Origin of the sequence: Pseudomonas sp. NPDC086112, from assembly GCF_044746425.1 — a bacterium.
Classification (GTDB): domain Bacteria; phylum Pseudomonadota; class Gammaproteobacteria; order Pseudomonadales; family Pseudomonadaceae; genus Aquipseudomonas.
The window spans coordinates 17,833-37,613 of sequence record NZ_JBIVCD010000045.1 but is presented as its reverse complement, the minus strand read 5'-3'; the positions used below and the strand labels follow the sequence as shown (position 1 = coordinate 37,613).

At 58.9% G+C, this 19,781-nt stretch carries 17 protein-coding genes; all 17 read right to left on the bottom strand.

What is annotated here, in order from left to right; translation table 11 throughout:
- Nucleotides 1–286 precede the first annotated feature (286 nt).
- Nucleotides 287–1,672 carry a sigma-54-dependent response regulator transcription factor FleR gene (gene fleR, locus ACIPLA_RS24330; RefSeq protein WP_401176602.1) on the bottom strand — a complete coding sequence of 462 codons (1,386 nt, stop codon included), beginning with the start codon at nt 1,670–1,672 and terminating at the stop codon, nt 287–289.
- 5 nt (nt 1,673–1,677) lie between these two features.
- A complete protein-coding gene (locus ACIPLA_RS24325) occupies nt 1,678–2,883 on the bottom strand; it encodes a PAS domain-containing sensor histidine kinase (protein ID WP_218395134.1) in 1,206 nt (401 codons plus the stop codon).
- 128 nt (nt 2,884–3,011) lie between these two features.
- On the bottom strand, nt 3,012–4,487 hold the full coding sequence (locus ACIPLA_RS24320) for a sigma-54 dependent transcriptional regulator (protein ID WP_007894189.1): 1,476 nt from the start codon (nt 4,485–4,487) through the stop codon (nt 3,012–3,014).
- A 172-nt stretch (nt 4,488–4,659) separates the two neighbouring features.
- Nucleotides 4,660–4,956: a hypothetical protein gene (locus tag ACIPLA_RS24315; protein WP_008006639.1), complete on the bottom strand. Its 297-nt coding sequence runs from the start codon at nt 4,954–4,956 to the stop codon at nt 4,660–4,662.
- Nucleotides 4,957–4,966: 10 nt separating this feature from the next.
- Nucleotides 4,967–5,362 (bottom strand): flagellar export chaperone FliS, encoded by a 396-nt coding sequence (gene fliS / locus ACIPLA_RS24310; protein WP_123496026.1) that lies wholly within the window; start codon nt 5,360–5,362, stop codon nt 4,967–4,969.
- Nucleotides 5,363–5,488: 126 nt separating this feature from the next.
- The gene (gene fliD / locus ACIPLA_RS24305) at nt 5,489–6,919 is read right to left on the bottom strand and encodes a flagellar filament capping protein FliD (protein WP_218394179.1); all 1,431 of its coding nucleotides are present in this window, start codon (nt 6,917–6,919) and stop codon (nt 5,489–5,491) included.
- A gap of 82 nt (nt 6,920–7,001) precedes the next feature.
- Nucleotides 7,002–7,367, bottom strand: coding sequence for a flagellar protein FlaG (locus ACIPLA_RS24300; RefSeq protein ID WP_218394178.1), 366 nt, complete (start codon nt 7,365–7,367; stop codon nt 7,002–7,004).
- A gap of 71 nt (nt 7,368–7,438) precedes the next feature.
- Nucleotides 7,439–8,290, bottom strand: coding sequence for a flagellin domain-containing protein (locus tag ACIPLA_RS24295; protein ID WP_008072599.1), 852 nt, complete (start codon nt 8,288–8,290; stop codon nt 7,439–7,441).
- Between the two features lie 253 nt (nt 8,291–8,543).
- Nucleotides 8,544–8,813, bottom strand: coding sequence for a hypothetical protein (locus ACIPLA_RS24290; protein WP_218394177.1), 270 nt, complete (start codon nt 8,811–8,813; stop codon nt 8,544–8,546).
- The gene (locus ACIPLA_RS24285) at nt 8,810–10,102 is read right to left on the bottom strand and encodes a motility associated factor glycosyltransferase family protein (RefSeq protein ID WP_218394176.1); all 1,293 of its coding nucleotides are present in this window, start codon (nt 10,100–10,102) and stop codon (nt 8,810–8,812) included. The genes ACIPLA_RS24290 and ACIPLA_RS24285 overlap by 4 nt, the downstream gene beginning before the upstream one ends.
- Before the next feature lie 83 nt (nt 10,103–10,185).
- Entirely contained in the window at nt 10,186–11,112 is a 927-nt protein-coding gene (locus ACIPLA_RS24280) for a ketoacyl-ACP synthase III (RefSeq protein WP_008072591.1), read from the bottom strand.
- 230 nt (nt 11,113–11,342) lie between these two features.
- Nucleotides 11,343–12,395 (bottom strand): pseudaminic acid synthase, encoded by a 1,053-nt coding sequence (gene pseI / locus ACIPLA_RS24275; RefSeq protein WP_401176594.1) that lies wholly within the window; start codon nt 12,393–12,395, stop codon nt 11,343–11,345.
- Nucleotides 12,392–13,891, bottom strand: coding sequence for a UDP-2,4-diacetamido-2,4,6-trideoxy-beta-L-altropyranose hydrolase (gene pseG / locus ACIPLA_RS24270; protein ID WP_401176591.1), 1,500 nt, complete (start codon nt 13,889–13,891; stop codon nt 12,392–12,394). Before pseG ends, pseI begins: the two co-directional genes overlap by 4 nt.
- A complete protein-coding gene (pseF, locus tag ACIPLA_RS24265; protein ID WP_401176588.1) occupies nt 13,888–14,583 on the bottom strand; it encodes a pseudaminic acid cytidylyltransferase in 696 nt (231 codons plus the stop codon). The genes pseG and pseF overlap by 4 nt, the downstream gene beginning before the upstream one ends.
- 21 nt (nt 14,584–14,604) lie before the next feature.
- On the bottom strand, nt 14,605–15,768 hold the full coding sequence (pseC, locus tag ACIPLA_RS24260) for a UDP-4-amino-4,6-dideoxy-N-acetyl-beta-L-altrosamine transaminase (protein WP_401176585.1): 1,164 nt from the start codon (nt 15,766–15,768) through the stop codon (nt 14,605–14,607).
- A complete protein-coding gene (gene pseB, locus ACIPLA_RS24255) occupies nt 15,765–16,766 on the bottom strand; it encodes a UDP-N-acetylglucosamine 4,6-dehydratase (inverting) (RefSeq protein ID WP_218394171.1) in 1,002 nt (333 codons plus the stop codon). The genes pseC and pseB overlap by 4 nt, the downstream gene beginning before the upstream one ends.
- Nucleotides 16,767–16,796: 30 nt before the next feature.
- Nucleotides 16,797–19,733 carry a TIGR00180 family glycosyltransferase gene (locus ACIPLA_RS24250; protein ID WP_401176580.1) on the bottom strand — a complete coding sequence of 979 codons (2,937 nt, stop codon included), beginning with the start codon at nt 19,731–19,733 and terminating at the stop codon, nt 16,797–16,799.
- Nucleotides 19,734–19,781: the final 48 nt, after the last annotated feature.

Here is a 19,781-nt window from a genome sequence, read left to right as displayed (position 1 = left end):
CTCTCTTTGACGAAGCTACGTCTTTGGCTACCCGCAATTTTTTGACACTCACTCGGCGGGTAGTGAGGTGTTAGCAACAAGGGTGCCAGCTCGGTGATCGCTTTAAACAAAAGCCTTCCGGATCTTGCTCAACCTTGAACCACCGCAAAACAAATGTGGAAGCGGGCTTGCTCGCGAATACGGTTTCCCATTCAACAGAGATGCTGGCTGGTTTACAGCTTTCGCGAGCAAGTCGAATCGTCGCACCGCCGCTCCCACATTTGGATCGGTGTTGCTGCGTCAACTTTCAGGTGGCGAACAAGTAGCCTTCCACATCCATACCGGCGTCACGCATTTGCGCCAGCTTGTAGCGCAAGGTGCGCGGGCTGATGCCCAGTCGCTCGGCGGCTTCTTTGCGACGGCCACGCTCGGAACGCAAAGTGTCGATGATCATCTGAAATTCACGGCGCCGCAGGTCATCGCCGAGGGCGCCCGCCGATTCAGCTTCGACGTCCACCGTACGTGTGGGGGGCGACGCCAATGGCGGCAACGGCGCACACGCCACAGGCCCGGTCAGGCAAAAATCCTGCGGCTGGATCAAACCGCCCTGCTGCAGAATCAAGGCTCGCTGGATCGCGTTATCCAGCTCACGGACGTTGCCCGGCCACGGATAAGCGATCAGGCAAACTTGCGCCTCGGGCGAGAGCTTCGCCGCGGCATGCTTCATTTTATTGACGTACTTGGCCAACAGTCGCTCGGCCAGCGGCAGGATATCGGCGGTGCGCTCGCGCAGCGGACGCCAGGCCAGCGGGAACACCGAAAGGCGATAGTAAAGATCTTCGCGAAAACGCCCCGCCGTCACTTCGGCGGCAAGGTCACGGTTGGTGGTAGCCACCACTCGAATATCCAGCACGATCGGCTTGCGTGCGCCGACTCGCTCGACTTCACGCTCTTGCAATACACGCAGTAATTTGGCTTGAAGGCCGAGGGGCATTTCGGAGATTTCATCGAGCAGAATCGTGCCGCCATCGGCCTGCTCGAACTTGCCGGCCTGCGCCGCAATGGCGCCTGTGAACGAACCCTTTTCGTGACCGAACAAGGTGGCTTCGAGCATGTTGTCCGGGATCGCTGCGCAGTTGATCGCAATGAACGGCTGACTGGCGCGATGAGAGTGCTGATGGATGTAACGCGCCAGCACTTCCTTACCGGTCCCGGACTCACCGGAGATCAACACCGTGGAGTCACTGCGCGCCACCCGCGCAGCCAGTTCCAGCAATTGCGCACTGGCGGGCTCGAATGCCACTGGCCCTTCACTCTCGGTCACGCCCAGATTGCCCAGTGCGTGCCGCGCCACCAGATCGAGCAAGGCTTTGGGCTCGAATGGCTTGACCAGATAATCCGCCGCGCCCTGACGCATGGCGTCGACTGCGCGTTCGACCGCACCGTGAGCGGTCATCAGTAATACAGGCAGTTGCGGCTGACGAGCCCGCAGCAATCCAAGCAGTTGATGACCATCCATGCCCGGCATGTTGACGTCGCTGAGCACCAGGTTAAATGCCTCGGCGCCGACCGCAGCCAACGCCTCTTCCGCCGAGCCGACCGCCGTATAATCGTGCCCGGCAAGCAGCAGCGTATCGGCCAATGCTTCCCGTAGCGCGCGGTCATCCTCGACCAGTAAAACCTTGATGGCCATGTCCTTCACTTCGCTCCCTGAGCGCTGGGTTGTTCACCAGAAAAAAGCGGCAAGATCACCTGCGCGCAGGTGCCGCGACCCGGCCGCGAGCGCAACTGCAATTCTCCCTGATGGGCACGGGCGACTGCCTTGACCACGGTCAGGCCCAGGCCGGTGCCGGTGGTTTTAGTGGTGAAAAACGGTTCACCCAAACGCGCCAGTACCTTCGTGTCGATACCGCTGCCGCTGTCGCTGATGCACAAGCGCAGGTTGTTGTCGCGGGTATACAGGTGAACCTTCAAACGAACATCGCCGGCGCTGGCCTGGATGGCATTCTCGATCAGGTTGAGGATCGCCCCGACCAAGGTGTCGCGATTACACAACAACTCACCGGCATGACTGTCGCACTGCCAGCGAATCGGCAAGTCCTGAACGTGAGTCAGCGCTGCCGCTTGCAGCGACTGCATCAGCATCCTGGGGGTCACGCGATCGGTCAGCGGCAGCTCGCCGCGGGCGAACACCAGCATGTCGCGAACCTGGTGTTCGAGTTCATGCAGACGCTCTTTCAGGCGCCCGGCAAAACGTTGCTGGGTCTCGACCGGCAACTGCTGCTCAGTCAAATGACTGGCGTAGAGCAACGCAGCGGACAACGGCGTGCGAATCTGATGAGCCAACGAGGCGACCATACGCCCCAGAGACGACAGGCGTTCGTGGCGAGCCAGTTGATCTTGCAGATGACGGGTTTCAGTCAGGTCGTTGAGCAGCACCAACTGACCGGGCTCGGCGTCCAGCGAACGCGTGGCGATCGATAGACGTCGACCGTCCTTAAGGGATATTTCGTGACCGTCGTCCTCGCGCGGTGCAAAGCATCGAGCAATCACATGACGCCACAGCTCGCCTTCGAGGGGCAGCCCGAGCAGTTCACTCGCGGCGGGATTTGCTTCGCGCACGATGCCCTGGGCGTCGATGACGATGACACCGCCGGGCAACAGATCGAGGAGATTTTGCAGGCGATTAGCCAGACGTTCTTTTTCCGCCAGCTCCTGCATGCGCTGAGCGCTGACCACCGCCAGCTCGCCCTTGAGCTCGGTGACCCGGGCTTCGAGCATGCTGTAGGAATCGGTCAATTGGCTCGACATCTGGCTGAACAGCGCAAATGCCTGCTCAAGGCCAAGCCGGCTTGCCTGCTCTACGGACGACGGTTGCCCCGAAGCATCAAGGGCAGGAGACATCTGGGCGGCTTGGGGCATCGGGCTCTCTCGCGTGGTTGACCGTCAGTTAAACGGAACGTTGCGAGGGATGTAGCAATACCCGTGCCTAAAAAAAACCACCTATAAATGAAGGAGTTGAAAAACAGGCGTCAATCATCCGCCTGTTCATCACCGTCACGACGACTCATGCCGTACTTGCGCATCTTCTCCACCAGCGTGGTACGACGAATCCGCAGCCGTTCTGCCGCCCGCGCCACGATGCCATTGGCATCATCCAGCGCTTGCTGGATCAGCCCTTGTTCCAGACCACCGAGGTAATCCTTCAAGTCCAGGCCTTCCGGTGGCAGCAAGGCATTGGCGGTGAAGTCCGGGGTATGACCGTTAATGGCCACCCGCTCTTCAAGATCGCTGCGCAGGCTGTCGACCAGTTGCTCGTCTTCGTCATCGACGTAGCGGAATTTCTTCGGCAACTCGACCACGCCGATCACCCCGTACGGGTGCATGATCGCCATGCGCTCCACCAGGTTGGCGAGCTCGCGAACGTTGCCCGGCCAGCCGTGACGACACAGCGACATGATCGCCGCCGAATTGAAACGGATCGAACCGCGCTTCTCGTGCTCCATGCGCGAGATCAACTCGTTCATCAGCAGCGGAATGTCTTCGACGCGTTCGCGCAATGGCGCCATCTCGATCGGGAACACATTCAAGCGATAGTAGAGGTCTTCGCGGAAAGTGCCGATCTCGATCATGCTTTCGAGATTCTTGTGGGTCGCCGCAATGATCCGCACATCGACGCTTTGGGTCTTGTTGCTGCCCACGCGCTCGAAGGTGCGTTCCTGCAAGACGCGCAACAGCTTGACCTGCATCGGCAACGGCATGTCGCCGATTTCGTCGAGGAACAAGGTACCGCCATTGGCCAGCTCGAAACGCCCGGCGCGACTGGTGATCGCTCCGGTGAAGGCGCCCTTCTCGTGGCCGAACAATTCGCTTTCGAGCAACTCGGCCGGAATAGCACCGCAGTTGACCGGCACGAACGGCGCGTCACGCCGCTTGGAGTGGTAGTGCAGGTTGCGCGCGACCACTTCCTTGCCGGTCCCGGACTCGCCGAGGATCAGCACGCTGGCATCAGTATCGGCCACTTGCTGCATCATCTGACGGACGTGTTGAATCGCCCGGCTGGTGCCGACGAGGCTACGGAAAAGATTGGGTTCACGGTGACGACCGCGCTCACGCGCCTGGTCATACATCTCGCGATAGACCTGTGCACGGTGCAACGAGTCGAGCAATTTGCTGTAGCTGGGTGGCATTTCGAGCGTCGAAAGCACTCGACGACGCTGGTCTTCCGGCAAGTCAATGGAAGAATTATCGCCCATTAACAAAACTGGAAGGAACTCATCCCAGGTTGAGAGTGTCTTTAACAGGCCCAAAAGTGCACCAGGAGCATTTACCGTCCCGATGAGGACACAGATTACTTCACGACTTGATGACAAAGAGCCGACAGCCTGCTGCCAGTCATGGCTGCCACAGGGTAAATTTTCTTCGCCGAGAAAATTTAAAATCACCGCCAAATCGCGGCGGCGGACGCTATCGTCATCAATCAGCAGAATTTTGGTTTCACGCCACATGCAATAGCAACTTCCCTAGTCAACTCAATGCCCAAAATGAGGGGCAAGCTAGACGCTTGCAGACACGTTATGCCTGTAGACGCCTGAAATCTGGAACCAGCCACTAGTTAAGTCAAAAAACCGTGCACAGTCAAATTTATGGCGCACTATGTTTGGATTAACTGAGGGTTAACTACCCAAACAGATGGTAAACCTTTGCCGCGCTCTGCGCTTGGTGGATCTGCGACATCTCGTCGACTATCGCCTGGCGCTCCCCCGTCGCCGCCTCCAGAAGCTGTTTATACACCCCCAGCAACTCCTCAAGGTTATCGCGCAACGCGGCCTCGTCCACCGAAGCTTCACTCAAGACGTCTTCCATGCAGGAACGGCAAGCCAGGTCCAATTCACCAATGGCTTCCCAGTTGCGCTCGGCCAATGCACCGACGAGGGCATCACGGGTTTGTTCGATTCGCTGCAAGACAAGACTCATAGTGATCTCCTTAAAACTGCGGACCCGGCGCGGCAATGGCATCCCAACCGTCTTTGACCGTGCGAAGCAGGTCGGCGACTTCGTCGAGAATTTTTGGATCGGTCTTGAGATTGGCTTCAGCCAGACGTTTCATCATGTAGGTGTAAAGGTTATCCAGCTCAGTCACCGAGTCGGCCTGATTTTCCAGATCCAGACCTTCACGCAGACCACCGATGATGCCGATGGCCTTACCGATCAGAACACCTTTATTCGGAATATCCTTACGCTCCATCGCGCCTTTGGCCTGGGCGATACGATCCAGGCCGCCTTCCATCAGCATCTGCACCAGACGATGCGGGCTGGCTTCGGAAGTTTGCGCCTGAGCGCCAATCTTCTGGTATTGGCGAAGGGCTAACATTGGATTCATGTTGTACCTCATCAGAAATCTGTGGTCCGTATAACCAGTGTATCGACGACGCGTCAAAAAACTTTAGATTCAAAAACAAAAAGCCCGGAGCGTGAAAACGCTGCCGGGCTTTTGGCACTGTGAGTGTTAGGAGTTCTTCTGCTGCGCGGTCATCGCTTCGAACATCGACGTGATGTTGCTGGCTGTCGCTTTCAGCTTGCCGACCAGGGTGTCCATGTCGTTGTACTTTTTGGTCAGTACCGCGGTCAGGGTCTCGATTCGGCGATCCAGGGCTGCCTGGTCATTGCTCAGCTTTTTCTTGGTTGAATCGAGGCTCTTGGCGCGCGCATCCAGGATCGAGTCGACTGCTTTGCCATTGACGGTTTTACCTTCGGTGTAAGGCTTGATCGCATTGTTCATACGTTCAATCAGACCGTTGGTACCGGTGAACAGTGTCTGAACCTCACCGCCCAGCTTCTTGTCGTTCATTGCAGTGTTGAACTTGGTGCTGTCGAAATCCAGCGCGCCGGTCTTCTGGTTAGTGGTGATACCCAACTGGGAAAGCACGGTCAGCTTGTCGCCGGCACCGGTCTGGGACAGCGGGCCCCGCAAGGAATCCAGAATTGAACGTGGCAGCGGATCACCGGTCAGCGCCGCGGAAACGGTCAGCTTGCCATCGTCATCCAGGGACGGCTTGGTCAACGAAGTCACAGCGTTGGCGACGGCGTTGTACGCATCGACGAACTTCTGGATCGACGCCTTCAGACCATCATTGTTGGACGCCACGGTGACGGTCGACTTGCCCGTGGTGAGCAAACTCAGGCTCAACCCGGAGATCGTCTTGTCGATGGTGTTGGACTTGCTGGTCATCGCCAGACCGTCGACGCTAAACACCGCGTCCTGGGCCGGAGCACCAATAGCCCCCGAAGAAGTGGCAGTCGGTGGGGTGGCCATCGGGGCGGTCCCATCGATTTCCAGACCGGCAATACCGCTGGCGGAAATGTCGGAACCCGCGCCAGTCGTCGTGGAACCCAGCACCAGGCGCGAGCCGAAGCTGTCGGTCACAATGTTGGCGCTCAAGCCACTGGACTGGTATTGGCTGTTGATCGAATCACGCACCGATTGCAGCGTGGCGCCTGCGCCCACAGTTACCGGATAGCTTTTGCCATTTTGCGTGATGGTCAGCGTGCCAGCAGGGATCGCACTGGTTGTACCACCGGCAAACGCAGCAGAGGCGACTTTCGAGGAGGTGGCCAGGCTGGTGATGTCGACCACGTAGTTACCGGCGACAGCCGCGTTACTGGACGTAGCGGTCAGCACTTTAACATCGGACGACGTCGCGGCAAAACCCGTGAACTGAGGGGTTGTCGTACTACCCAGATCGGTAAGCGCTTTCTGGAACGTAGCCAACAGCGACTTCAAGGTACCAATCCCGGAAATACTCGCCGAGTTAGTGGCGGTTCCACGATCGATCTGACCTTGCTTGGCCGCTTTATCGGCGTTCACCAAGGCTTTAACGATAGCACCGGTATCAAGGCCGGAACCTAAACCTGTGCCCGGTAGAATTGGACTTGCCATGTGAAACTCCCTTCAGTGTGTCGCCGGCCTTTTGACCACTACAACGCCCAAAAGAACATAGCAACAAAATTCGTGCCAGTTGTCAGACTTTAGCGCTGAACAACAGGCTGCTTGCATCATTCAAACTATTGGCCAGTTTCAGGACTTCTTCGTTGGGGATCTGTCGGATCACCTCACCGGATTCGCTGGCAATGACTTTGACGACCACTTTGCCCGAAGGCTCGTCGATCGAGAATTCCAGGTTGCGCTTGACCGACTGAACGAATTTTTCAATTTCCTGAACAGCCATCTTCAGTTTGTCCTGCTCGGTCTGTTCGCCCTTACCTTCTTCCTTGACGACAGCTACTGGAGCAACTACCGCTCGAGGCTTCTCCGCCGGCTTGTCGGCAACAGTCGTCGCCTGCTTGGCCGCAGGATAAGACAAGTTCAGCTTGACGCTCATATCCATGTCCATCACCTCTTAAAGTAAAAAGCGAGAGAGCGCGACAAGCGCACTCCCCCGCCAAAACACATCAGCTATTACTGAAGCAGTTTCAGTACAGCGGATGGCAGTTGGTTGGCCTGAGCCAGAACTGCGGTCGAAGCTTGTTGCAGAGTTTGTTGCTTGGTCAGCTGTGCAGTTTCAGCAGCGAAGTCGGTATCTTGTACGCGACCCAGTGCAGCACTGGCGTTTTCGTTGATGTTCTGCAGGTTGGAGATGGTGCTGGACAGACGGTTTTGCGCAGCACCGAGGTCAGCACGGCTGGAGTTGATCTTGGCCAGAGCGGCGTCGATTTTGGTCAGCGCGTTGTTCATCGAAGCTTCGGCGGTTGCCGAGTTGTTACCAGTGATCTGAACGGTAGCCGAGTCAACCGACAGGGTAGCTGCGTCGAAGCCGCTGTCCAGGGTCAGAGTGATCTGGTTGGTAGCGCCGGTGTTGGAACCAACCTGGAAGGTCATGGTGCCAGCGGTGCCGTCGATCAGGTTCTTGCCGTTCAGGTTGGTCGACTTGGCGATACGAGTCAGCTCGTCCGACATCGAAGCGAATTCTTTGTTCAGAGCAGCACGGTCAGCAGTACCGTTCGAGTCGTTTCGCGATTGAACAGCCAGTTCACGCATACGCTGCAGAATGTTAGTCGATTCTTGCATCGCGCCTTCAGCGGTCTGAGCGATCGAGATACCGTCGTTGGCGTTTTTGATAGCCATGGTCTGACCGCGGATCTGCGAAGTCATACGGGTAGCGATTTGCAGGCCGGCGGCGTCGTCTTTAGCGCTGTTGATTTTCAGGCCGGAAGACAGGCGAGTCATCGACGTCGACAGAGCGTCGGAAGCGCGGTTCAGGTTTTTCTGAACGTTCAACGATGTGACGTTGGTGTTTACTGTTAAAGCCATGACGAATTCCTCGTTGGTTGGGTACTGCGGCTTCCGGCCCTGGCAACCGCCGGGTATGGCCTAGAGAACCTTCGTAATAGTTATCGTCGGGATTGGAACTTGCTTTAGGGGATTTTGAAAAATATTTGCCATCACGTTGCCACCCTCCGCAAATCAAGGGCTTGGCTGTGTTCAAGCAGCGAAAAAATGACGTCAGGGAAATGCCGGTGACAGACTGGCGAGGACTCGCCTGCACCGGCAGAAGGGAAATTGTTTAAATGGACAGACTGTCGCGCAGCAACTGGACCAGTTCGTATTCCAGATAGTCCGCCAGCGCCAGCCAATTTTGCGCCTCCTGGCATTCGAGCATCTGGCCGAGCAACAGCACCCACTGCTGCTGAACCACCTGCGGCGTCAGATCAAAGGACGGTTGCACCGCAACGATCAGCTCGATCATCGCCAGCCCGGCTTCTACATCACGTCCCAAACGGAACAATGTTGCACATTGCTCAGAGTCGACGACAAAGGATTCAAGCCCGCTCATGACACCCACTCCGGATGAAAAGCCGTACCGGCAATCATCGCGCCTGCCCGGCTGCTGTTATAGAAGCGCACCTGAGGATGCCCTGCGATAAAGCGCTCCAGCTCACACAGGTAACTGCGAAAATTGAGCTGGGTCTTGATGCGTTGACCGTTACCATCGAGCACCCAATGCTTGGCGGCGCCCAGTTGCGGTCCCAGATCGCCATCGTTCCAGCCCGCATGGGTCTTGTCATTGGGAAAGGCAAAGTCGGCACCGAACAAGGTGATCTGTGCTGCGCCCATCTTCACCGCAAGGTCTACCGCGGGATGAATCACGCTACCGCCGACATACAGTTCGCCTTTGGGCTGTTGCCGACGCATCTGCTGGTAAATCGGGCTGGCGGAGTAACTGGCATAGCGCGGTCCCTGCCAGGCTTCAAGCACCAGGGGATCGACCATGGGCATATACGCCAGGATGATATCGGTCGTGCCTTCATAGGGTAGATGCCGAGCCGAGATGCGCTGGTCGATGCTGACCACCACATCAGGTCGGATCCCGTGATCGATCAGTGGTCGGTAAGCCGTATCGACACAGATGAACAACGGCCGTTCGGCCTGATTACGAATCGCGAGCAAGGTCTCGAAATGCTGCTCAAGGCTCGGGCCCGTGGCAATGACGAACACCTCCTGCCCTTTGCGCCAGCCGAATAACTCGGCCACATCTCGATCGCCCTGCACCAGTTCCAGACTCGCCTGCAAGCGTTCGACGATGTCCGGAGCCTGAGGGTCGAACTCGCGATTATTGAACGCCAGGTGGGTTTCGCTGATCAGGCGATCGCGGATCTTGGCATTGAAGTCATCGGCCAGCACCAGCTCGGACGGCAAGGCAAAGAACGGCAGCTGAATTTCTGCCAGATCGCCGGCATATAACAATTCAACTCGCGGATCGCTGAGCCACTGCTGTTGATCGAGCAGTTGCAGCACCAGCGCAAACACCGCGCCGTTGAGGATGTGTACGTATAAACGCTCGAGCCCGTCGCGCTGCAGAAGCTCTATCTGCAGATCGCCAAGCCCGGTGCCGTAGACATGCACCACCGGACTGTCAATGGGCAGGCTGTCGGCCTGAAGCCTGGCCTCGCGATTGCGGTCATGGCGACTGGTCAACTGAATGCCGTTGATGCTCAGGGTCGAGCCCAGGCCTTCCACCAGATCGGCCTGCAACGGGCCCGGATCTTCAGTCAGCAAACGCTCAGCCACGGCCGGCCAGCGACGCTGGATGACCTCGACGTTGCGCTCAAAGAACTCGCTCATGGAGCCTCGCTTTTCATTCGGGCAAAAAAATAGCGTTCAAGGTTACACCTTGAACGCTTTTTTTGTGCCTGGCTTTTAGAAGCTCAAGGACGATAGATGATCGCCGACCCCCAGGACAAACCAACACCGAAACCGCTGAGCGCCACACGCTTCCACTTGGAATCGAGCACGTGTTTTTCCAGCAGCAACGGAATGCTCGACGACACGGTATTACCGGTTTCGACCATGTCCTTGATGAACTTCTCAGGCTCGCCCTCGAAGCGTCGCGCCACCGCGTCGACAATCGCCGCACTGCCCTGGTGAATACAGAAGGCATCGATATCGTCAGCCGTCAGGCCCGAGTCAGCGAGCAGCTCATGCAAATGCGCCGGCACTTTGAGCAGCGCGAAGTTGAAGACCTGACGGCCGTTCATGAAGAACACCCCGTCGGAAACCTTCAGGTGCGGCGCGCCGGAACCGTCAGTGCCGAACTTGGCCTTGCCCAGCTGCCATGGAGCGTCTTCGCCCATCCAGGTGGCGGTGGCGGCATCGCCGAAGAGCATGGTGGTGTTGCGGTCTTCCGGATCGACGATCTTCGAGTACGGATCAGCGGTCACCAGCAGGCCATTCTTCAGGCCCGCGGCTTCCATGAAGCCCTTGATGGCGTAGATGCCGTAGACGTAACCCGAGCAGCCCAGGGAAATATCGAACGCTGCCACGGTCGTCGGCAGGCCCAGTTTGTCCTGAACAATGGCAGCAGTGTGCGGCAGACCTTCTTCGTCACCATTCTGGGTGACGACGATCAACACGTCGATGGCTTCACGCTTCAAATCGGGATTGTTGGCGAACAGCGCGTTGACTGCTTCGACACACAGGTCCGAAGTTTCTTGCCCCGCATCTTTGCGCGGCAGGAAGGCCGAACCGATCTTGCCCAGGATGAATTCTTCATCCTTTTCGAATTTTGCACCTTGTGCGTAATTGTCCACGCCGGCTACAGGAACGTAGCTCGCAATGCTCTTTATGCCAATCATTACGGCTTCCCAATAATAAACAGCCCAATACCACCGCTCGCAAGGAATCGAGGGGCGCCGACAAACAACGAATAAACGTCGCCCTCAAGGGGGTGACAGCGGGAAGAATAAAAGGCCATCACTGGGCTAAAAACAGTCCAGGCGCCATCTCCCCTTTTTATACAATACAGTGAAGATGCGCGTTATGACTCGCAGGTCACGCTATTTTGCCGAATCAGCCGCACAAGCGGTTATTCAACCAACGACCAATCCAGCGGTGTTCCGCGCTTGATGGCCTGGCGCGCACGGCGGCCCAGCAGGGTTTCAGCGTGTTTGGGGGCCAGCCCCAGGCCAGGCCGGATGGCTCGCAGATTGGCAACGGTGAAAGGCTCACCGGCGGCCATGTCCTGAGTGACGTATAGCGAACGTCGGTATACCAGAGATTTGCGCTCGGCCTCGGTCACGCCGTAATGCACCTGGCCCATGGCCTGCCAGGCGCGTTCGGTTTCGATCACCAGGCTGGCGAGTTCAGCCGGTTCCAGCGAGAAACTGGCGTCCACGCCACCGGCGGCACGGTCGAGGGTGAAGTGTTTTTCCACCACCGTCGCCCCCAGCGCTACCGCGGCGACGGACACTCCAACGCCCATCGAATGATCGGACAAACCGACTTCACAGCCAAACAGCTCCCGCAGATGAGGGATGGTGCGCACATTGCTGTTGGCGGGCGTCGCCGGGTACGTGCTGGTGCACTTGAGCAACACCAGGTCCTTACAACCGGCCTCACGGGCGGCGCGCACGGTTTCGTCGAGTTCGGCGATGCTGGCCATGCCAGTGGAGATGATCAGCGGCTTGCCGGTGGCAGCGACCCGCCGGATCAACGGCAAATCGGTGTTCTCGAAACTGGCGATCTTGTAGGCCGGCACGTCCAGGCTTTCGAGGAAGTCCACTGCGGTGTCATCGAACGGTGTGGAGAACGCCAGCATGCCCAGCTCTTTGGCACGGGCGAAAATCGGCGCGTGCCATTCCCACGGCGTGTGGGCCTTCTCGTACAGCGCGTACAGCGAAGAACCGGCCCACAGGCTGTTGGGGTCCTTGATGAAGAACTCGCCTTCAGACAGATCCAGGGTCATGGTCTCGGCGGTATAGGTTTGCAGCTTCAAGGCGTGCGCACCGGCCTTGGCCGCGGCTTCGACGATGTGCAGCGCCACGTCCAGCGACTGGTTATGGTTGCCGCTCATCTCGGCAATGATGAACGGCGGCGCATCGGCACCAATCAAGCGGTTGCCGATCTTGAAACTGGTCATGGGTGATCCTTTAAGACGCGTGTGAACGCACAAGCACTCTGAGTGAAACCTGCCTCGCGGAAAACTTTCAGCGACGCTGAATTGGCCGGCAGCACCTGAGCGGTGATGGCTTCCAGTCGCGGCCAATGAGCGGTGACGAAGGCTTCGCCCCGCGCCAGCAGCGCCCTGCCCCAGCCCAGGCCAAATCGGCCTTCGAACAGATAAATCGAGACTTCGGCGCGAGCATCGTCGAGGTCATAACGCAGCACACCGACCGGGCCATCATCCGCTTCGGCGATCAACAGCAACCGCCGCGGATTGCTCAGGCTCGCGGCTAGCCAGGCCTGATGCCGTTGCCAGTCAATGACGTGCGTGTCCAGCGACCCGCGCCGAACCGCTTCGGCATTGCGCCCATCGAACAACAATTGCGCATCATCCTGAGTGGCCTGACGAACCTGCAACACCGCCCCCGCCAGCGCTGCCGCCACCCGCTGCGCCCCACGGCCATCGACCAACTGCCGCGAGCGTTCGGCCAGACTCTGACGAATCCCCTGATTGCCCACGACAAAACCGATGGTCTGATGCAACTGCTCGACGCTGACCCGGTCGCGATTGCCCAGGAACACATGAGCACCCGAGGTCGCCATCACCTCGCCGTTGGCCTGCTGATTATTCGAAACCGCAATGCAGATCGTCGGCAGTCCCATGGCCGCCCGCTCCCAGCTGGTACCGCCACCGGCACCGATGAACAGGTCGGCCTCGGTCATCAGCTGGTAGAAATCGCTGACAAAATGGTGCAGGCGCCAGTTCGGACGATAGTCCACCAGACTCTGCATCTGCTCCCAGGCCGGGTTGTCGGCACCTGCCACGAAATCGACTTCCAGCTCATGGAAGTCCGCCAATGCCAGCATCGCGTGATGGGTCTGCATGGCCGCGTCGAAGCCGCCGAAGTTCACCAGCACGCGCCTGGCTCGAGGTTTGATCTCGATCGCCGGGCAACAGAACTCATCGCGCAGCAAGGCAAACCGTGGGCCGAGTAACGTCTGGCAATCGGGCGTCAGCAGTGAGGCATAAGCCTCTGGCGTGCCCGACAGATTTTGATTGAGCAGCAGATCGACGCTGTATTGCCGAGTGGCCAAATCGTCTACCGCCGCAATTCGTGGAGCCCAGCGGCGGGCGGCAGTCTGCCAATGGTGATCGAGACCGTAGTGGTCGGCGATGATCCAGTCGAAAGCCGGATGACTTTCCAATACTTGCCCCAGCGCTGCAATGTCAGCCTGCCAGGGCAGCATCGACTCGATGGCCTGCTGTGGGTCTTCATCGCGATAGCGCTCCGGCAGCGCGAAGGTCTCGAAGCCTTCGGCCCGCAGGCTATCCAGTCGATGCCCGGGCAACAGACGACAGGCGAAGGCAACGTGCGCGCCCTGCTTGCGCAATACCCTGGCCAGGGTCAGGCAACGGGCGACGTGGCCACTGCCAATGGTCGGCGACGCGTCGGCGCGGATCAGTACTCTCATTGCAGCTCACCTCCCGCCTTCAAGGCGATGTAGAGGTATTCGGCGCGTTTCCAGTCTTCGAGGGTGTCGATGTCCTGCACCAGATGTCGCGGCAGAATCACCGGCAGGCTTGCCGGCGAGAACAGCACATCGCCACGCAACCAGGCCTCGCTGCGCCCCCAATAGAACTGGCCGGCGTCCTGAAAAGCTTCGGGCAAGTCCTGGGAACGGGTCTCGCGAAACTCCGGGTAGAGCGAGGTCAAGGCGCCCTGCTCGTCGAGGGTCAAGGCCCGTTGTACCGGGAAGCCAAAACCGGCGACTGAAAACGCGAAAGACTTGTCCGGATTCTGCACCAGCAACTCATGCCCTTGACGCAGATAACGCGCCTGCAACAGGGGCGCCGTCGCGTAGACGCAGCACGCATAGTCGAACGGCGGCAATTGCTGCAAGGCATGTACGATCACCGCTGCAGTCCCGGTGAAATCATCGGCCAGCGTCGCGGGTCGCATGAACGGCACTTGAGCCCCATTGGCCCGTGCGACCTCGGCGATTTCTTCATCGTCGGTGCTGACGATCACCTGGTCGAACAGGTTCGACTCCAGCGCCGTGCGAATCGAACGGACGATCATCGGCACGCCATCGAACGGCTTGAGGTTCTTGCGCGGGATTCGCTTGCTGCCACCGCGGGCCGGAATGATCGCAACACTGCTCAAGAGTCAGTACTCCTCAAGTTGCTATGCCTCAAGAATCAGTCGTCGCAGTTGCTCGACCACATAGTCCTGTTGTTCATCGCTCAGCAGAGGAAACAGCGGCAGGCTGATGGCCTCGGCGTAATAACGTTCGGCCTGGGGGAAATCACCCTCGGCAAAACCCAGGTCGCGATAGTACGGCTGCAAGTGCAGCGGAATATAGTGCAGATTCACCCCGACCCCGGCTGCTCGCAAACCTTCGAACACCTGTCGATGACTGAGGTTGATCCGCTCCGTCTGCAAGCGCACCACGTACAGATGCCACGCCGATTCGGCCTCGGGCTGCGCGCTGGGCAAGGTCAGCGGCAAGTACGCCAGCAACCGCTCATAACGCGCCGCCAGTTCACGCCGACGTTCGATGAAACCATCGAGCTTGTTCAGCTGCGACAGACCGAGGGCCGCTTGCAGGTCGGTGATGCGGTAATTAAAGCCCAGTTCCACTTGCTGGTAGTACCAGGGGCCGTGGCTGGGTTCGGTCATCTGCGCAGGGTCGCGGGTCATGCCGTGGCTGCGCAGGCGCTGCAAGCGCTCGGCCAGTTCCGGGCGGTTGGTCAGCACCATGCCGCCTTCGGCGCTGGTGATGATCTTCACCGGGTGGAAACTGAACACCGTCATCGCCGCGAAATCGCCGCACCCTACCGGACGCCCGGCATAAGACGCCCCGACCGCGTGGGAAGCATCCTCGATCACGGTGAAACCATAGCGCTCGGCCAATTCAGCGATCATGCGCATATCGCAGCTCTGCCCGGAGAACGCCACCGCCACCAGCACTTTCGGCAGCATGCCGTCGCGCTCGGCGATCTCAAGCTTCGCCGCCAAGGCATAGGCGTCGAGGTTCCAGGTCAGCGGGTCGATGTCGACAAAATCAACCTCGGCGCCGCAGTAGCGACCGCAATTGGCCGAGGCCAAAAAGGTGTTCGGCGTAGTCCATAACCGATCGTCCGGCCCGAGGCCGGCGGCGAGACAGGCAATGTGCAACGCCGCCGTGGCATTGCACACCGCCACAGCGAAATCAGCCTGGCAACGCTCGGCCATGGCCTGTTCGAAACGCTCGATGGTCGGCCCCTGCGTCAGCCAGTCGGACTGCAACACGGCAACCACCGCGTCAATATCTTCCTGATCCAGGCTTTGCCGACCGTAGGGAATCATGCCGACAACTCCGCGTGCAGATCAGCGATCTGGCCGACCGACAGGAAGTGCGGGTTGGTGTCGGAGCGGTACTCGAAATCTTCGCTCACCGGCCGGCCCTGCTCGCCCAGTTTGTCGACGGCAAAATCCACGTCGACGCTGGTGAAGCGAATCGACGGCTGAATGGTGTAGTGATCATCGAACTCCAGGGTCATGCGCGCGTCGTCCAGCGGCACCATCAGTTCATGGAGCTTTTCCCCCGGACGGATGCCGACGTTTTTGTGCGGCAAATGTCCAGCCATGCCCTGCGCCAGATCGACGATGCGAATCGACGGGATCTTCGGCACAAACACTTCACCGCCGTGCATGCGGGCGAAGCTGTCGAGCACAAACTTCACACCGTGATCGAGGGTGATCCAGAAACGCGTCATGCGCTCGTCGGTGATCGGCAGTGATTTGGCGCCCTCGGCAATCAGTTTGCTGAAGAACGGCACCACCGAACCCCGCGAGCCAGCCACGTTGCCGTAGCGCACCACGGCAAAACGAGTCTGCTGTTCGCCGGCGATGTTGTTGGCGGCCACGAACAGTTTGTCCGACAGCAGCTTGGTCGCGCCGTACAGGTTGATCGGGCTGGCGGCCTTGTCGGTAGACAGCGCGACGACCTTTTTCACGCCGTTGTCGATGGCAGCGGCGATGATGTTTTCCGCACCGTTGACGTTGGTACGAATGCATTCAGTGGGGTTGTATTCCGCCGCCGGCACTTGCTTCAGGGCCGCGGCATGCACCACGTAATCGATACCGCGCATGGCCTGACGCAAACGCTCGGCATCGCGCACATCGCCGATAAAGTAACGCATGCACGGCGCGTTGAACGTCTGCTGCATCTCGTACTGCTTGAGCTCATCGCGGGAGAACACCACCACCCGCTTGGGCTGGTATTGCTCCAGCAAGCGGCGAATGAAGTTGCGCCCGAACGAGCCGGTGCCGCCAGAGATGAAAATCGATTTACCGTTGAACATGCCTTGAGTCCTTTTACCTGTCAGCCAGGCTTATGCGAGCAACTGCGCCCAGTTCACGCTGGTCGGTTCGCCGAGAGTAAAGCCCTTGCCGGTCAAGGCCAGGTTCTGGTTGTAGGCCGAGTCGTGTTCGAAGCGGCCCTGCCACTTGTCGCGCAGAGCGGCGCGTGCTTGAGGCGCATCGGGCAGCAGGCCCGGGTGCAGTAATTGTGCTTGTGGCGTCCAGACAGTCAGATAACCGGCATCGGCGACTTTCAGGCACAGGTCGATATCGCCAAAAGCTTCGTCGAAATGTTCCTCGTCCAGACCGCCCACCGCTTCGAACACGTCCTTGCGAACCATCAGACAGGCACCGGATATTGCCGAATAGTTCTGCTCGACCTGATGGCCGTTCATGTAGCCCTTGGCGTCCTTACGTTCATCGACAAAGACCGAGCCGATCTCGCCATTCAAACCCAGGACCAGACCGGCCTGGGTGGTGACGCCACGAATGTCCATCAGTTTGGCGCCAACGATGCCGACTTCCGGACGCTGGGCCTGGTTGAGCATGGCGTCGAGCCAATTGGCATTGACCACTTCGGATTCTGCCGACAGCAGCACCAGGTAGTTCCCCTTGGCCTCGGCACAGGCAACATTGTTCAGTGCCGAGGCACTCAGGCGCTGACCGCTGCGCACTACGCGAAGTCGATCGCCCTTGCCTTCAAGGCTGCTCAGCCAGGTCGCCAGTTCTTCGGATTGGCTGTGATTGTCGGCAATCAGCACTTCGTGACGTTGATAACGGGTGCGCTGCAGCACGCTGACCAGCGCTCGTTGCAGCGACTCAAGGTTGTCCTGGCTCTGGAGGATAATCGATACCAGCGGCCGCTCAGCGTGTTGATAGTCGATCTGGTAAGTCAGCGGCAGCGTCGAGCTGACCTGAGCGCGATACCCACGCGCAGTCAGAGAACGGGTCAGCACCTGACGCTCCTGAACGCTGACTTCCTCTACCGGGGCATTGCAAATCAGCAGCGGCTCGGCCAGATGCGCCAGGCCCGCCAGCCCGCCATCCTCGATCAGACGCAGCAACAGATCGAATTCCAGCGCCTGACTGTACTCGGCCGAGAAACCGCGTGCCTGAGCCAACACATCACGCTGGATCAACCAGTGGCGCGCCATCAGCGACGGCACGCTTTGCAGCAGGTCGAGATTGACCCCGGGGCGGAACACATCCGCCAGAGCACCGTTGGCCTGACGCTGAAGCTCGTCCATCGCCACTGCACGGACACCCTCGGCACCGGCCAGCTCCAGGCTGGCGCGCAGCAAACCGCTGGCAGTGAACTGATCACCGGCCTCGGCCAGCAACAGCCAATCGGCGGTGGACTGAGCGACGATCTGGTTGATGCGCTCCACATAATTGGTCGCGGTGACTTTGACGAAGTGCACGGTGTCGCGCACGGACGTGGTCGCCGGTAAATCACCGGTAGTGAACACCACCACGTTGAATGCTTTGCAGTGACCACCGACCAAGCTGTCGAAGGTCGCCTGCAACTTGACCATGTCGGCATCCAGATCCAGCAACAGAATGCCGAACTGTGGACCGCCATTATGCGTGGCCAACTGTGCAGCGATAGCCTTGAGCTGCGCGGCATCCGGGTTGCGCGCTTCGAGCCAGCTCAGCAAGCGGCCGGACGGCATGTTCTCAAGCAGTCGGCGTTCTTGCTGACCCGGTAAAGCGTTCAGTCGCTCGGCCCAGGCTTGCAGCTTGAGGCCTTCTTCCTGCTCGTCACTGTCTTTCAATGACTCCGCCAGGCGCTTGACCACCGCGCGATTGAACACGTTCAGGCTCAAGGCCTCCCACAACCGGCTACGCACGGTGCGGTCGGTGTCGTTGGGGTGAACGCGCATCAACTCATGCTGCTTGAGCAGGATGCCTTCCAGCTCCTGAAGTTGCAGGCGACCGGCAGGCATGGCGTGCAGCAGAAATTCGAACTCGGTCAGCAGATCGAACACCGGTTTGTTGTAGAACGGTATTTCGACGAACTGCTCGGGGCCGAATGAACGAATCGGCTCTTCCCCCGCCTCGCGCCAGGCCGAGCGAATAATCATGGTGCCTTTGAGCGAGCGGCCTTCGACCAGGCAATCGGCCATGGCAGCAAAACTGTCCAGGGCAATTTGTTTGACCCGGGCCGGATCCTTGTTGTCGCTGAGTGGCGTCGGGATCGAGGCCAGGAATTGGGCAAACTGCTCGCGTTCGGCAACGCTTTTGGCGTCTTTGAAAGTCAGCACCGTCAACACGTTGGTGTTGTGGTCCGAAGCGCCATAGTTCATTTCCCGCACGGCGAACGGAATCGGCAGGATCCGCGCCTTCGCGCAGGCCAACAAGTAGAAGGTGTGGCCGATTTCCTGCCATTCGAAACTGGTGCCCGCTGGCAGAAGGCTGTACCACTGTTGCAGCAAGTCGGTACGGGTGACCGCATAGAACGGCGGCAGGAAATTATCCATGAACCGCACCACACGGTCTTCGGCCTGCTCCGAGTTGTAATCCTCATGAACCTTGCGGTCGCGACGGAAGTAGTTCACTTCCGTGGCACGGGTCAGGTACATGATCCCGTAGCCATGGCACAAGCCGTAGTCGGGATTGGCTTCGAGAAACTCCACCGACTCGGTCAGTGCGCGGTGCAGCAGGAAGTCGTCATCGGCGGCAAACACCATGTAGGGCGTGGTGACCTGATTGACACCGTAGGTGAGTTTTTCCTGCAGTCCCTTGTAGGTGTATTGCGGCAAGTGGCGATAGTCGACCGACGGGAAGTCCCGGGCCATGTTCTCGTCACCCTCAGCGGACGAATCCAGAACCAGAACCGTGCAGGGATAGCTGCTGTAGTACTGCAAGGTACGCCGCAGGAACGCGTTCCGGTTGTGGGAAATCACCACCACCGTAAACCGCTCGTTCAGCGGTGCAACGTTGTTTTGAGCACTGTTTTGAACCTGCATCTTTCTATCCCCACAACCGGCCAATCGCCAAGAACCTGAAACCACTTT

Coding starts and splice junctions, on each gene's coding strand:
- fleR (WP_401176602.1), bottom strand. CDS start 1,672: ATGGCCATCAAGGTTTTACTGGTCGAGGATGACCGCGCGCTACGGGAA.
- ACIPLA_RS24325 (WP_218395134.1), bottom strand. CDS start 2,883: ATGTCTCCTGCCCTTGATGCTTCGGGGCAACCGTCGTCCGTAGAGCAG.
- ACIPLA_RS24320 (WP_007894189.1), bottom strand. CDS start 4,487: ATGTGGCGTGAAACCAAAATTCTGCTGATTGATGACGATAGCGTCCGC.
- ACIPLA_RS24315 (WP_008006639.1), bottom strand. CDS start 4,956: ATGAGTCTTGTCTTGCAGCGAATCGAACAAACCCGTGATGCCCTCGTC.
- fliS (WP_123496026.1), bottom strand. CDS start 5,362: ATGAATCCAATGTTAGCCCTTCGCCAATACCAGAAGATTGGCGCTCAG.
- fliD (WP_218394179.1), bottom strand. CDS start 6,919: ATGGCAAGTCCAATTCTACCGGGCACAGGTTTAGGTTCCGGCCTTGAT.
- ACIPLA_RS24300 (WP_218394178.1), bottom strand. CDS start 7,367: ATGGATATGAGCGTCAAGCTGAACTTGTCTTATCCTGCGGCCAAGCAG.
- ACIPLA_RS24295 (WP_008072599.1), bottom strand. CDS start 8,290: ATGGCTTTAACAGTAAACACCAACGTCACATCGTTGAACGTTCAGAAA.
- ACIPLA_RS24290 (WP_218394177.1), bottom strand. CDS start 8,813: ATGAGCGGGCTTGAATCCTTTGTCGTCGACTCTGAGCAATGTGCAACA.
- ACIPLA_RS24285 (WP_218394176.1), bottom strand. CDS start 10,102: ATGAGCGAGTTCTTTGAGCGCAACGTCGAGGTCATCCAGCGTCGCTGG.
- ACIPLA_RS24280 (WP_008072591.1), bottom strand. CDS start 11,112: ATGATTGGCATAAAGAGCATTGCGAGCTACGTTCCTGTAGCCGGCGTG.
- pseI (WP_401176594.1), bottom strand. CDS start 12,395: ATGACCAGTTTCAAGATCGGCAACCGCTTGATTGGTGCCGATGCGCCG.
- pseG (WP_401176591.1), bottom strand. CDS start 13,891: ATGAGAGTACTGATCCGCGCCGACGCGTCGCCGACCATTGGCAGTGGC.
- pseC (WP_401176585.1), bottom strand. CDS start 15,768: ATGATTCCCTACGGTCGGCAAAGCCTGGATCAGGAAGATATTGACGCG.
- pseB (WP_218394171.1), bottom strand. CDS start 16,766: ATGTTCAACGGTAAATCGATTTTCATCTCTGGCGGCACCGGCTCGTTC.
- ACIPLA_RS24250 (WP_401176580.1), bottom strand. CDS start 19,733: ATGCAGGTTCAAAACAGTGCTCAAAACAACGTTGCACCGCTGAACGAG.